The sequence below is a fragment of the [Empedobacter] haloabium genome (assembly GCA_008011715.2).
GTDB lineage: Bacteria > Pseudomonadota > Gammaproteobacteria > Burkholderiales > Burkholderiaceae_D > Rugamonas > Rugamonas haloabia.
In genome coordinates this window covers 3,084,509-3,098,619 of record CP136508.1, presented here as the reverse complement: position 1 = coordinate 3,098,619, position 14,111 = coordinate 3,084,509, and the positions used below count along the sequence as shown (strand labels likewise).

10 protein-coding genes are annotated in these 14,111 nt (G+C 68.6%); 5 read left to right on the top strand and 5 right to left on the bottom strand.

All coding sequences use genetic code 11. The features are described 5' to 3' along the window. Positions 1-146 precede the first annotated feature (146 nt). Together E7V67_013565 and E7V67_013560 are read left to right on the top strand one after the other, a co-directional pair. Entirely contained in the window at positions 147-1,826 is a 1,680-nt protein-coding gene (locus E7V67_013565) for a 3-(methylthio)propionyl-CoA ligase (GenBank protein ID WUR16085.1), read from the top strand. Positions 1,827-1,889: 63 nt separating this feature from the next. Next, a complete protein-coding gene (locus tag E7V67_013560; protein WUR16084.1) occupies positions 1,890-3,983 on the top strand; it encodes a 3-hydroxyacyl-CoA dehydrogenase NAD-binding domain-containing protein in 2,094 nt (697 codons plus the stop codon). A gap of 193 nt (positions 3,984-4,176) precedes the next feature. Here E7V67_013560 and E7V67_013555 read toward each other — a convergent pair whose 3' ends face one another. Together E7V67_013555 and nadB are read right to left on the bottom strand one after the other, a co-directional pair. Then, positions 4,177-4,725 carry a GNAT family N-acetyltransferase gene (locus E7V67_013555; protein ID WUR16083.1) on the bottom strand — a complete coding sequence of 183 codons (549 nt, stop codon included), beginning with the start codon at positions 4,723-4,725 and terminating at the stop codon, positions 4,177-4,179. 4 nt (positions 4,726-4,729) lie between these two features. Beyond that, positions 4,730-6,343 carry an L-aspartate oxidase gene (nadB, locus tag E7V67_013550; protein ID WUR16082.1) on the bottom strand — a complete coding sequence of 538 codons (1,614 nt, stop codon included), beginning with the start codon at positions 6,341-6,343 and terminating at the stop codon, positions 4,730-4,732. A gap of 172 nt (positions 6,344-6,515) precedes the next feature. On the opposite strand from nadB, the gene E7V67_013545 reads away from it, so the two are divergent. From E7V67_013545 to prsR, 3 genes are read left to right on the top strand one after another with little or no spacing between them, the layout of a single operon-like run. Next, complete coding sequence (locus tag E7V67_013545) at positions 6,516-7,895, top strand: TIGR03013 family PEP-CTERM/XrtA system glycosyltransferase (GenBank protein WUR16081.1); 1,380 nt, start codon at positions 6,516-6,518, stop codon at positions 7,893-7,895. Next, positions 7,895-10,027 (top strand): PEP-CTERM system histidine kinase PrsK, encoded by a 2,133-nt coding sequence (gene prsK / locus E7V67_013540; GenBank protein WUR16080.1) that lies wholly within the window; start codon positions 7,895-7,897, stop codon positions 10,025-10,027. Before E7V67_013545 ends, prsK begins: the two co-directional genes overlap by 1 nt. Positions 10,028-10,037: 10 nt before the next feature. Then, complete coding sequence (prsR, locus tag E7V67_013535) at positions 10,038-11,384, top strand: PEP-CTERM-box response regulator transcription factor (protein WUR16079.1); 1,347 nt, start codon at positions 10,038-10,040, stop codon at positions 11,382-11,384. 14 nt (positions 11,385-11,398) lie between these two features. Here prsR and E7V67_013530 read toward each other — a convergent pair whose 3' ends face one another. Genes E7V67_013530 through E7V67_013520 form a run of 3 tightly spaced genes read right to left on the bottom strand, consistent with a single transcriptional unit; the run spans position 11,399 to position 14,054 of the window. Further along, positions 11,399-12,031, bottom strand: coding sequence for an ABC transporter permease (locus tag E7V67_013530; protein WUR16078.1), 633 nt, complete (start codon positions 12,029-12,031; stop codon positions 11,399-11,401). Continuing rightward, positions 12,010-12,741 (bottom strand): hypothetical protein, encoded by a 732-nt coding sequence (locus tag E7V67_013525; GenBank protein ID WUR16077.1) that lies wholly within the window; start codon positions 12,739-12,741, stop codon positions 12,010-12,012. The genes E7V67_013530 and E7V67_013525 overlap by 22 nt, the downstream gene beginning before the upstream one ends. Then, a complete protein-coding gene (locus E7V67_013520; protein ID WUR16076.1) occupies positions 12,738-14,054 on the bottom strand; it encodes a putative O-glycosylation ligase, exosortase A system-associated in 1,317 nt (438 codons plus the stop codon). The genes E7V67_013525 and E7V67_013520 overlap by 4 nt, the downstream gene beginning before the upstream one ends. Positions 14,055-14,111: the final 57 nt, after the last annotated feature.

Genomic DNA, 14,111 nt, shown 5'->3' with positions numbered 1-14,111 from the left:
CGTACAATGCGGCGATTTTAGCGCACCCGGACGGAAAGCACCGGTCGGGCGCGTGCGGTGCCGCAATGGTGCGGCGCAACATCGAAAGTCATTGACCGCTTGCCGCGCGGGCCCGTTAAATAAATGGCAAAAACATAGGAGACCGTATGTACCGCACCGAGAATCCCGCCGACCTGCCACAGAGCCCCCTGATGGGCCGCATGATGGACGAGCCGCTGCTCGTCTCCAGCATCCTCGACTTCGCGGCGCGCCACTACGGCGCCAGCGAGATCGTCTCGCGCCGCGTCGAGGGCGACATCCACCGCTACAACTGGCGCGAGTGCCGCGCGCGCGCATGCCGCCTGGCCAATGCGCTGACCAGCCTCGGTGTGACGATGGGCCAGCGCGTGGCGACGCTGGCATGGAACGGCTACCGGCACCTGGAGGCGTATTACGGCGTGTCCGGCATGGGCGCGGTGCTGCATACGATCAACCCGCGCCTGCACCCGGAACAGATCGCGTGGATCGTCAACCACGCCGAGGACCAGTACCTGCTGTTCGACCTGACCTTCCTGCCGCTGATCGAGGCCGTCGCGCCGTTGTGCCCGAACGTCAAGGGCTGGGTGCTGCTGGCCGACGCCGACCGGCTGCCCGCCGAGACGCGCATTCCCAATCTGCTCAGCTACGAGACCTTGCTGGCGGGTCAGTCGGACGAGTACACCTGGCCGCAGTTCGACGAACGCTCCGCGGCCTCGCTGTGCTACACGTCCGGGACCACCGGCAATCCGAAGGGCGCGCTGTATTCGCACCGCTCGACGGTGCTGCACGCCTACGGTTCGGCGATGCCGAACGCGCTGAACGTGGCGGGGCGCGACGTCGTCGTGCCGATCGTGCCGATGTTCCATGTGAACGCGTGGGGCTTGCCATATTCGGTGCCGCTGTCCGGCGCCAAGATGGTGTTCCCTGGCGCCGCGCTGGACGGCAAGTCGCTGTACGAACTGTTCGAAGCCGAGGGCGTCACGTTCACGGCTTGCGTGCCGACCGTCTGGCTGGGCCTGGTCAACTACATGAAGGAGCACCGCCTGCGCTTCACCACGTTCAGCCATACGGTGATCGGCGGCGCGGCCTGCCCGCCGGCGCTGATGGACGCGCTGATCGACGACTTCGGCATCGAGGTGGTGCACGCCTGGGGCATGACGGAGATGTCGCCGCTGGGCACCGCCTGCACGCTGCTGGCGCGCCATGCCGGGCTGCCGGCCGACGGTCAGCGCGCGGTGCTGCGCAAGCAGGGCCACGCGATCTATGGCGTCGACATGCGCATCGTCGACGACGGCGGGCGCGAGCTGCCGTGGGACGGCAAGACCTTTGGCCACCTGCAGGTGAAGGGGCCGTGGATCATCGAACGCTATTACCGCGAAGACCACAGCGCGCTGCAGGACGGCTGGTTCCCGACCGGCGACGTGGCCACGATCGACGCGGACGGCTACATGCAGATCACCGATCGCAGCAAGGACGTGATCAAGTCCGGCGGCGAGTGGATCGGCACGATCGACCTGGAAAACATCGCGATGTCGCACCCCGCCGTGCTGCAGGCCGCGTGCATCGGCATGCCGCACCCGAAATGGGACGAACGGCCGCTGCTCGTCGTGGTGCCGCGGCCCGGCATGAGCGTGACGCGCGAGGAGCTGCTGCGCTTCTACGAAGGCAAGGTGGCGCGCTGGTGGCTGCCGGACGACGTGGTCTTCACCGACAGCCTGCCGGTGGGCGGCACCGGCAAGGTGCGCAAGACCGATCTGCGCGCGCAGTTCGCACAGCACCGCATGGCGCCAGGCGAAGCGACAAAATAGCACGGTCGCACTTTTATCGGGTATAGTGATTGCATCCCCGACAACCAGAAGAGGAACAGAGACATGAGTGCCGACTACCAAGTGATCGACGCCGTCGCGGTCATCACGCTGAACAACCCGCCCGTCAACGGCCTGGGCCTTGCAACCCGCACGGCCGCCGTCGAGGGCATCCGCAAGGCGCAGGACGACGCGGCCGTGAAAGCCATCGTCATCACCGGGGCCGGCAAGGCCTTTTCCGGCGGGGCGGACATCAAGGAATTCAACTCGCCGAAGGCGCTGACGGAGCCCACGCTGCACACGCTGATCCGTACCGCGGAAGAGTGCAGCAAGCCGGTGGTGGCCGCTATCCACAGTGTCTGCATGGGCGGCGGCCTGGAACTGGCCCTGGGCTGCCACTACCGCGTGGCGCTGCCGGGGGCGCAGGTCGCGCTGCCGGAAGTGAAGCTGGGCCTGCTGCCGGGCGCCGGCGGCACGCAGCGCCTGCCGCGCGTGCTGGGCCTGGAAACGGCACTGAACATGATCGTCTCGGGCACGCCGGTGGCGTCGGAAAAGCTGCCGGCGCTGTTCGACGAGGTGCTGCCGGCCGGGACCGACTTCGCCGGCCTGGTGCAGGCCGCCGTGGCGTTCGCCAACCGCATCGCCGACGTGCGCCCGTTGCCGAAGGTACGCGACCGCAAGGTGGACTACCCGAACTCCGAGGCTTTTTTACAATTTTCGCGCAATACCGTGAAGAGCGTGGCCGGCCCGTTCCCGGCGCCGCTGGAGTGCCTGGAAACGGTGGCCGCCTCGGTGACGATGAAGTTCGAGGACGGCCTGGCGTTCGAGCGCGAGCGCTTCCTGCACCTGATGCAGACCACCGAATCGAAGGCCCTGCGCCACGCGTTCTTCGCCGAACGCGAAGCGAGCAAGGTGCCGGATGTGCCGGCCGATACGCCGACCCGCAAGATCGAACGTGCCGCCGTCATCGGCGCCGGCACGATGGGTGGCGGCATCGCAATGAACTTCGCCAACGCCGGCATCCCGGTAACGCTGCTGGAAACCAAGCAGGAAGCGCTCGACAAGGGCCTCGCGACGATCCGCAAGAATTACGAGAACACCCTGAAGAAGGGCAAGCTGACGCAGGAGAAGTTCGACCAGCGCCTGGCCCTGATCAACGGCACGCTGGACTATGCCGACATCGGGCAGGCCGACATCGTCGTGGAGGCGGTGTTCGAGGAGATGGGCGTCAAGGAAGCCGTGTTCAGGAAGCTCGACGAGGTGATGAAGCAGGGCGCCATCCTGGCCACCAACACGTCGACCCTGGATGTGGACAAGATCGCCGCCTTCACCAGCCGCCCGCACGACGTGATCGGCACGCACTTCTTCAGCCCCGCCAACGTCATGAAGCTGCTCGAGATCGTGCGCGGCAAGGCGACCGGCAGCGACGTGCTGGCCACCGCGCTGGCGCTGTCGAAAAAGCTGAAGAAAACCGGCGTGGTGTCGGGCGTGTGCGACGGCTTCATCGGCAACCGCATGATCGAGCAGTACTCGCGCCAGGCCGGCTTCCTGCTGGACGAAGGCTGCCTGCCGGAGCAGGTGGACCAGGCGATGGAACGCTTCGGCTTCGCGATGGGGCCGTTCCGCATGGGCGACCTGGCCGGCAACGACATCGGCTGGTACATCCGCAAGCGCCGCGCCGTCGAGAAGCCGGACATCAAGTACTCGAAGACGGCCGACCTGCTGTGCGAGATGGGCCGCTTCGGCCAGAAGACGGGCGGTGGCTGGTACGACTACAAGCCGGGCGACCGCAAGCCGTATCCGAACCAGCAGGTCAACGACATGATCGTGCAGCACTCGGCCGATCTGGGCGTCGAGCGCCGTCCGATCGCCGACCAGGAGATCGTCGAACGCCTGGTGTACGCGCTGGTCAACGAAGGCGCGCACATCCTGGAAGAGGGCATCGCGCTGCGCGCTTCCGACATCGACATGGTGTACCTGACCGGCTACGGCTTCCCGCTGTTCCGCGGCGGCCCGATGTTCTACGCCGACACGGTCGGCCTGCCGAATGTACTCGCGACGATCGAGCGCCTGGCCAAGGGCCGGCATGGCGACGCGTGGCGGCCGGCGCCGCTCCTGGTACAGCTGGCGGCCGAGGGCAAGGGGTTTAATTCGCGCTAAGAAAGTAAGCCCATGGTGACAGGCAGCTGCCTGTCACTGTGGTTCATGCGCCGTGTCAGGCTTGGGGTCTGTCCCCGGTAAGTGATGGCTCGAGCGCTCGCCAGCGGCGTAACGAGGGGACTGACCCCGGTTTTTATCGCACGGCTGGCGCACGGGCGCCTCACTCCGCCGGGCGCGCCGGTGATTGCAAGTCCTAACCGACGGCGGCAAACCGCTTGCGCATTCGCTCCAGCGGCGTCCTCACCCCGCCCGGCTCGATCTCGAACCGCTCCACCGTCTCATATCCCGCTTGCCGATAAAAAGGCACGCCTGGCAACGTCGCGGCCATCTCCAGTTCCCTGAACCCCGCAGCCAGCGCGGCGCTTTCGCAATGGCGCAGCAGCAGCGTGCCCAGGCCCTGGCGCGGCGCGGCCGGATCGACAAAGAACGCACGGATACGCGCCGCCTGCGTCGCCGGGTCCAGCAGCGGGTCGGCCGCCAGCTTGGCGCGGTCGGCACCGTACAGGGTGGCGCGCTTGCTCCAGCCGCCGCAGGCCAGCGGCACGCCATCCCGTTCGACGACGAAATAGGTGCCATCCGCGATCAGCTGGGTATCGACGCCGTACACGTGCGCCGTCAGCGCGGCCGCCTGTTCATCGGTATAGAAGCCGCTTGACAGCCCGAGGCCGGAGCGCTCGATCAGCGCTTCCAGCGCCGGGATATCGCCAGGCCGGGCCAGGCGCAGCGTCGCCGCGATCTGCATGGCGTCAGCGCCGGTTCGGCGTCAGGATGCTGGGCAGCGCCTTCGGCAGCGTTTCCGGATAGTCGCGGCTGTAGTGCAGGCCGCGGCTTTCGCGCCGCTGCAGCGCGCTGTTGACGATCAGCCCCGCCACGTCGACCAGGTTGCGCAGCTCCAGCAGGTCGGCCGTGATGCGGAAATTGCGGTAGTACTCGTCGATTTCCTCCTTCAGGAGGGCGATGCGGTGCTGCGCCCGCTCCAGCCGCTTGGTGGTGCGCACGATACCCACGTAATTCCACATGAAGCGGCGCAGCTCGTCCCAGTTGTGGGCGATGACGACTTCCTCGTCCGCATCGGTGACGCGGCTCTCGTCCCAGTCCGGCAGGTAGGGCGTGCCGTTCTTCTCCTGCGATACGATGTCCTGCGCGCAGGCGCGGCCGACCACCACGCATTCGAGCAGCGAGTTGCTGGCCAGGCGGTTGGCGCCGTGCAGGCCGGTGCAGGCCGTCTCGCCGACGGCGTACAGGCCGGGCAGGTCGGTGCGGCCCACCAGGTCGGTGACCACGCCGCCGCAGGTGTAGTGCGCGGCCGGCACAATGGGGATCGGCTCCTTGGTGATGTCGATGCCGAGCTCCATGCAGCGCGCATGGATCGTGGGGAAGTGCTCGATCAGGAACTCGGCCGGCTTGTGGCTGATGTCCAGGTGGACGTAATCCAGGCCGCGCTTCTTGATCTCGAAGTCGATGGCGCGCGCCACCACGTCGCGTGGCGCCAGCTCGGCGCGCGGGTCGTGCGCCAGCATGAAGCGCTGGCCGGCCGCGGCGCCCGCTTCCGGCGGCAGTTTCAGCACGCCGCCTTCGCCACGGATCGCTTCCGTGATCAGGAACGATTTCGCATACGGGTGGTACAGGCAGGTCGGGTGGAACTGGATGAACTCCATGTTCGACACCCGGCAGCCGGCACGCCAGGCCATGGCGATGCCGTCGCCGCTGGCCGTGTCGGGGTTGGTGGTGTACAGGTAGACCTTGCCGGCGCCGCCCGTGCACATGACGGTGTGCTCGGCCGCGAAGGTATGCACCTCGCCCGTTTGCGTGTCCTGCACGTACAAGCCGTGGCATTTCGGCTGGGCGTTGCGGTGGTGCGGGCGCGGACCCAGCTTGTCGGAGGTGATCAGGTCGATCGCGCAGTGGTGCTCGAACAGGCTGATGTTCGGGTGCGCGCGCACCTTCGACTCCAGCGTGACCTGGACGGCGTGGCCGGTGGCGTCGGCCGCGTGAATGATGCGGCGCTGGCTGTGGCCGCCCTCGCGGGTCAGGTGAAAGCCCAGCTCCGCGCTGGTGTCGCGGGTGAACGGCACGCCTTGCTCGATCAGCCACTCGATGGCCTCGCGGCCGTGTTCGACGATGAAGCGGGTGGCGCCCACGTCGCACAGGCCGCCGCCGGCGACCAGCGTGTCGGCGATATGCTGTTCGTGGCTGTCGCCGGAATCGAGCACCGCGGCGATGCCGCCCTGGGCCCAGTTGCTGGCGCCGTCCAGCAGCTCGCGTTTGGAAATGATGGCTACCTTGCGGGTTTCGGCCAGGTGCAGGGCCACCGAGAGGCCGGCCAGTCCGCTGCCGACGATCGCGACGTCAAATTTCATGATCTAAGAATAGGTTTCACGGTAAGGAAGCATGACTATAGACCATTTGATAAAGGTCCGTCATGCCCGCGGCGCGTTTTGAGGCCGCACAAGGCCCTGGCGGCGCCGGTCCGGCATCATGGCTGAGCCATCGGCACCCGGTGGCCTGGCCACAGCATGCAGGGAGCGCAACGTGATCCGCATCTTCAACCATTATGTGTCGCGCATGGGCATCGTCCTGCTGCTGATGGAAATGCTGATCCTGTACGCGGCGGCCGCGTTGACGGCATTGCTCTGGACCGGCGCCGCCCATCATCCCTTGCAGCTGACGTTTTCCGCGTTTGCCTTCGCACTGGTCAATGTGCTGTGCATGAGCACGCTTGGCATGTACCAGCAGCAGGAACGCGAGGACATGCGCGCCACCCTGGCCCGCATCGCGCCCGCGTTCGTGGTGGGCTTCGCGCTGCTGTCCGCGCTGATGCACGTCGTGCCCACGATTGGCTTCGGCCGGGCCGGCGGCATGGCGTTCGTGCTGGGCGGCGCGGGGGTGCTGCTGACGCGCCTGTTGCTGTTCAAATCGCCATCGACGGGGATGATGACGGAGCGCCTGATCGTCGTCGGCGATGGCGCGCTGGCGCGCGAGTGCCTGGAATTGGCCGCCCGCGCGGGCGGGCCGCGTCGCTTCGAGGTGGTCGGCTGCGTGCCCGTGCCGGGCGAGACCAGCTGCGTGCCGGCGGCCAAGCGCCTGCCACCGGGAGAATCGCTGCTGTCGCTGGCGCGCCGGCATGGCGCCACGGAGCTGGTGGTGTCGGTCGGCGACCGCCGCAGCGGCGCCTATCCGGTGCGCGAGTTGCTCGACTGCGCGCTGGGCGGGGTGCGCGTGACCGACGCGGCCCACTTCTTCGAGCGCGAGGCCAGCCAGATCCGGCTCGACTCGCTGCAGCCCAGCTACCTGATCTTCGGCGGCGGCTTCGACCAGAGCTTTCTGCGCGCGGCCGTCAAGCGCACGTTCGACCTGGCCGCGAGCGCCGCCATCTGCCTCGTCACCTTGCCGGTGATGCTGGCCGCGGCGCTGTGCATTCTGCTCGAAGACGGCGGTCCCGTGATCTTCCGCCAGGAGCGGGTCGGCAAGGACGGGCGGCGTTTCCAGGTGCTGAAGTTCCGCAGCATGGGGCTGGACGCGGAACGCGACGGCCAGCCGCGCTGGGCCACGGCGCAGGACCCGCGCGTGACGCGGGTCGGCCACTGGCTGCGCAAGCTGCGCATCGACGAGCTGCCGCAGATGATCAACGTGTTCCGTGGCGAGATGAGTTTTGTCGGGCCGCGTCCCGAGCGCGCCTATTTCGTCGAGCAGCTGGGGCGCGCGATCGCCTACTACGACGTACGCCACAGCATCAAGCCCGGCATCACCGGCCTGGCGCAGGTGCGTTACCAGTACGGCGCATCGGTGGACGACGCCGTGCGCAAGCTGCAGTACGACCTGTACTACGTCAAGAACAACAGCCTGTTCCTCGACCTGCTGATCCTGATCGACACCGTTCAGGTCGTCCTGTCCGGCAAGGGGGCGCGCTGATGACGGCGGCGCCAACGCTGGTCGTTGCCGTCAGCCATGGCCTGTGCGCGCTGGCGTTCGCCGGCTTTGGCGTGCTGCTGCTGGCGAACCGGCGCGCGCGCGACGGCCAGCGCGCCTTGCTGGTGGCCTGCCTGGCCACGGCGCTGTGGGCCGGCGCCCTGGCCGTGCAGGCGGCGTGGCCCGTGCTCGCGGCGCCGTGGCCGGCCGCGCTGGAGGCGCCGCGCAGTGCGGCCTGGCTCGTGTTCCTGGCGCTGCTCCTGGTGCCGGCCGGCTTGCCCGTGCGGCGCTGGCTGGCCGCGGTGGCCGTCCTGACCGCGCTGCAACTGGCGCTGGGCGAACTGGCGGTGGACATGGCGGCCATCGCGCCGGCGCCACCGGCGCTTGGCACGGTATCGGCCGCCGCGACGGTGGTGGCCACGGCGACGGCGGCGCCGCCGATCGACCTGGCCGTGCTGGCCGGGATCACGGTCCGGCTGCTGCTGGCCGTGCTGGGCATCCTGCTGGTCGAGCAGCTGTACCGCCACACGCCGCCGCGCGAACGCTGGGGCATCAAGTTCGCCTGCCTGGGCCTGGGCACCTTGTTCGTCTATGACTTCTACCTGTACAGCGACGCGCTGCTGTTCCGGCGCATCCAGCCCGATATCTGGGCGGCGCGCGGCGTGGTCGATGCGCTGTGCGTGCCGCTGCTGGCCATCACCGCGGCGCGCAACCCCGGCTGGAAGCTGGGCCTGACCCTGTCGCGCAAGGTCGCGGTGCGCTCGGCGGCGCTGGTCGGCTGCGCGCTCTACCTGCTGGCGATGGCGGCTGGCGGCTGGTACCTGCGCCGCGTGGGCGGGGCGTGGGGCCCGCTGATGCAACTGGCCTGCCTGGTCGGCGCGGCACTGCTGCTGGCCGGCGTGCTGTTCTCGGGCGCGGCGCGTGCGCGGCTGCGTGTCTTCATCAGCAAGCATTTCTACCAGGCGCAATTCGATTACCGCGACGAGTGGCGCCGCTTCACGCAGGCCTTGTCGGAAGGCGGCCCAGTGCCGGGCGAACGGGCGATCCAGGCCATCGCCGCCCTGGCGGAAAGCCCGGCCGGGGCATTGTGGATCGCGCGCGACGGCGGCCGCCTGGAGCCGGCGGCGCGCTGGAACATGCCGCCGCAGCACGGTACGGAACCGATTGACAGCCCGTTTTGTACCTTGCTGCGCGAACGCCAGTGGGTGGTCGAGGCGGGCCGCCCCTTGCCCGACGACGCTCGGGCAGGCTTGCCGGCCTGGCTGCACGGCGTGCCGCAACTGTGGCTGGTCGTGCCGTTGCTGCTGCATGGCCGCCTGTTCGGCTTTGTCGCGCTGGCCCGGCCCCGCACCTCTGTCACGCCGAACTGGGAACTGTTCGATCTGCTGCGCCTGGCCGGCAGCCAGGCCGCCAGCTGCCTGGCGCACGGCGAGCTGGCCGAGCGCCTGGCCGTGGCGCGCCAGTTCGACTCGTTCAACCGCATGTCCACGTTTGTCGTGCACGATCTGAAGAACCTGCTGTCGCAGCATTCGCTGCTGCTGGCCAACGCGGAGCGCCACAAGCACAACCCCGCCTTCCAGGAGGACATGCTGGAGACGCTGGCGCATTCCGTACGCAAGATGACGGCGCTGCTGCAGCGCCTGTCGCGCCACGAGGCGGGCGGCGCCGACGCTGCCACGCCGCTGCCGCTGGCGGAGGTGGTGCGGCGCGCCGTCCAGTCCTATGCCGCGGCACGGCCATGCCCGCAACTGGAGGACGCCGACGAACAACTGGTCGCCCGGGCGGACGGCCAGCGCCTGGAACGGGTGCTGGCGCACCTGCTGCAGAACGCGGTCGAGGCCACGTCGCCCGAAGGCAGCATCCGCGTGACGCTGCGCCGGCAGGACGAGGCGGCATTGATCGAACTGCGCGACAGCGGCATCGGCATGAGCGAGGCGTTCGTGCGCGACCGCCTGTTCCGGCCGTTCGAGACGACCAAGCCCGCCGGGATGGGCATCGGTGTCTATGAAAGCCGCGAATACATCCGTGAACTGGGCGGCCGGCTGGAGGTGGACAGCCGCCCCGGAGCCGGCACCACGTTTCGCGTGATCCTGCCCCTGTACGAGGTGACGGGCGCCGTGCCCATCGCCGCCTGAGGAGAATCCGATGCCGAAGCGCAAACTGCTGGTGGTCGAAGATGATGCGGGGCTGCAGAAGCAGCTGCGCTGGAGCCTGGACGGTTATGACGTGCTGGTCGCCGGCGAGCGCGAGGCGGCGCTGACGCTGCTGCGCCGCCACCAGCCGTCGCTGGTGACGATGGACTTGGGGCTGCCGCCCGATGCCGACGGCGCCAGCGAGGGCCTGGCCCTGCTGCGGGAGATCCTGGCGATCGCGCCGGACACGAAAGTCATCGTGCTGTCGGGCAACCGCGACCGCGCCAATGTGCTGAAGGCGATCGCGCTGGGCGCGTATGATTTCCACCAGAAGCCGCTGGACGCCGACCTGCTGCGCCTCGTCATCGAACGGGCCGCGTTCCTGCAGCAGGTACAGCAGGAGAACCGGCGCATGCTGCAGATCCAGGCCGACTCGCCGCTGGCGGGCATCATCAGCCGCGATCCCGGCATGCTGAAGGTGTGCCGCAGTGTCGAGAAGGTCGCCGGCTCCTCCGCCACCGTGCTGCTGCTGGGGGCTTCGGGGTGCGGCAAGGAGCTGATCGCGCGCGGCCTGCACCGGCTCAGCAGCCGGCACGACAAGCGCTTCGTCGCCATCAATTGCGCGGCGATTCCCGAGCACCTGCTGGAAAGCGAATTGTTCGGCTACGAGAAGGGCGCCTTCACCGGTGCCGTGCGGCAGACGCCCGGCAAGATCGAGCTGGCCCAGGGCGGCACCTTCTTCCTCGACGAGATCGGCGACATGGCACTGGCGCTGCAGGCCAAGCTGCTGCGCTTCCTGCAGGAGCGGGTCATCGAGCGGGTCGGCGGGCGCAGCGAGATCGCCGTCGACGTACGCATCGTCTGCGCCACCCACCGCAACCTGAAGACCCGGGTCGACGAAGGGCTGTTCCGCGAGGACCTGTTCTACCGTCTCAGCGAGATCGTGCTGGTGATTCCGCCGCTGCGCGAACGGGTCGGCGACAGCGTGCTGCTGGCGCAGCACTTCAAGCACCGCTTCTGCGCCAGCGAGGGCCGCACGGGCCTGCACTTCAGCCCCGAGGCGCTGCAGGCGATCGAGGCCTATGGCTGGCCTGGCAATGTGCGCGAGATGGAGAACTGCATCCGCCGCGCCGTCATCATGTCGGAGAGCGCCCAGATCACCCCCGCCGACCTGGGCTTGCCGGAGGGCGTTCCGGCGCCGGACGACATCGACCTGCGCGCGGCGCGTGACGCCGCCGAGTACCGCGTCATGGTCAAGGCGCTGGCCCGCTCGGGCGGCAATATCGCCCGCGCCGCGGAAATGCTGGGGGTCAGCCGGCCGACCTTGTACGACCTGATGAACCACCACGGCATCAAGTAGGCGGCCGGGGGCGCTCAGCGCTCCTGCCACTGGCCCGCCGCCGCCAGCTTGTTCTTCAGGCCCGGCAGCGGAAAGCCGAGCTGGTAGGCCAGGCGCGCGGCCTCGCGTGCCTTGGCGTACTCCTTCTGGCGCACGTACAGCAAACCCAGGTTGTACTGGTTGGTGGCGTTGCCCGGCTCCAGCCGGGCCGCTTCCTCCAGCTGGGCCAGCGCGGCGGCCTCCTGGCCCAGCGCAAGCAGGTAGCCGCCAAAGATGGCGCGCACCCGGGCATCGGCGGGACGGTAGGCGATGGCGCGGCCGAAATAGCAGTCGACAGCGAGCTTGGCGCCTTGCGGCCGCGGATTTTTCTCACGCACCGCCAGGCGCGCCAGCGCGGCCAGCGCGCGATGGTGGTTGGCGAAGTGATCGAGGGTGTAGGACATGTCGGCGCCGATGCTGCCGGACTGGCCGCGTTCCAGCCGCTCCACGTTTGGCGTGAAGTGGAAACGTTCGACCACCTCCAGTTTCTGCCGGTCCTCCGGGTTGGTGTAGTCGCCGCCGGTTATCGTGTTGGGGGCCAGCGGCGGGCAATCGGTGCCGGCCCGGCAGGTGGCGGCGCCGGCCAGGGCCAGGCCCAGCGCCAGGATCAGGGTGACTCGGTTTGACATGGGACCTCCCGGGTGGAGTGTGGGTGGGCGCATTCCAGCGCGTCGGTGTCGAACATCAGATGGGGGAAATCCGCCGGGCCGCGCGACAGGTGCAGGTAGGGCGCCACGCTGGCCAGCATGCATTGCCAGCGGCCGAGAACGAGAAACGTGGCACTGCCCAGGCGCACTGTGCCGAGGCGGCCGTGGGCACGCAGCGAATCGGCGTTGAAGGCCGAGATGCGGCTGCAGGTCCAGCGCACGCCGCGCGCATGCAGGCGCCGGTGCGCCTCCTGCCACAGGCGCGCGAACGTCGGGCCCAGGCGCAGGTTCGGCTGCACGAATACGTCGTAGTCCCAGGCCGAGCGCGGCGAGGGCAGGTGATAGCGCACCCGCACCTCGTCCTCCTGGTAGGCGCCGAACTGGTACCACAGGAAGCCCGCCAGCTCGCCGTCGCGCCAGGCCGCCAGGCTGCGGCCGCCCTGGCGCAGCCGCTGCGCCAGCACATCGCGTGGCCTGGGGTAGCCCCAGGGGATGTCCGCCAGCGCCGCGACGGCACGGACCTCGATGCGTTTGCCCCAGCCGCTCCCGGCTCCGGGCAGCGTGACACGCTGGGCGACGAAATAATAGCGGTGCAGCCGCGCTCCGAGCGGACGCAGCGCCCGCGCCAGCGCGTACAGCAGGGCATCGTTCCAGCCCAGTTCGCGCACCAGCTTGTCCATTCGGGCGATCATCGCGTCACCGCGGGTGGCGTGGCGCGGCCCGGCAGCGCTGCCGGGCGGGCGCGTGCGGCCTCGCTCCGGCCCCGTTCCGGCCCAAGGCGCAACGCGACCTGCGCGCGCATCGCGATGACCGCGGCCATCAGGTAATAGGGCACGTCCCAGTAGAGCAGGCTGAGGAAGGCGCCGCCGACGCCGAAGCCGATCAGGCTGGCCTGGATCATGGCGGCCAGGCGGGCGGCCCAGTCCAGCTCGGTACAGCCGCGGCAGCGCCGCACGATGACGGCGGCCGAGCGCCACGTAAAGCACCCCAGCAGCAGGTAGATCGCGAGGCCGACAAACCCGTGCTCGGCCAGGGCCTGGAAATAGATGCTGTGGGCGGCGTGCACGTCGGCGGGGTTGGGCGCGTACAAGGCGAACGTCAGCGGCTCGTAGCAGGCGAAGCCGCCGCCCATGAAGCGGTCCCGCGCCAGGTTGTACGCCATGTGCCATGCATTGAGCCGGCCCATCGCCGAGGAATCGGCCTGGTAGGCGCCGATCGTGTCCATGCGCGCACCCCATTGCTCGGGCATGAACAGCAGCGCCGGCGGCACCAGCAGCACGAGCAGCACGGCGCCGGACAGCTTGTGCCGGCTCTTCAGCCACATGAAGGCCAGCATCGCAACGATGGCCAGCAGCCCGCCGCGCGAATAGCTGCCCAGGGCGGCCAGGCCGGACAACGCCATCGCCGCCAGCATGGCGTGGCGCATCCAGCGCCGCGGCAGGTCGTGCATCAGGTAATACATCAGCGGGATCGTCATGATCAGCGCCAGGGCCAGCGCGTTGTTGTCGCCGATGAACGTGCCGACCGGTCCCCAGACCCGGTCGTTGCCACCGCTGCGGATCGTGAACAGGCCCCCCTTGACGCCGTAGAAGCCCAGCGAGATGACCAGGACCCAGATCAGGCGCTGGATGTCGGCGCGTTCGCGCACCACCATCATCAGAACGAATGTCATCCCCATGATCTTCATGACCTTGGTGTACTGGTTCCAGGCGCCGTTCGAGAACATCGCGAAGGGCGTCGTCAGGTTCATCCAGAACACGAAGGCGAGCAGCGCAAGGCTGATCGGCGTCAGCGGGAAACGATTCTTCTCGCGCGACTTGGCCAGGCTGACGAGCGTGGCGACAGCGATGATGTAGGCGAACGGGAACGTGGTGGCGAAGCCCCAGCCCTGCGTATGCGGGTTCATGACGCTGATCCAGACCCACATCAGCCCCCCGTAGACGGGGCGCTTCAGCACATAGGGCAGGCCGGCGAAGACCAGCAGGGTAACGAGCAGATCGCGCATGGCTTCCTCTTGACCTCGCACAACGTTGGCGGAAGGTCCGCCAGTACACTGGATCGG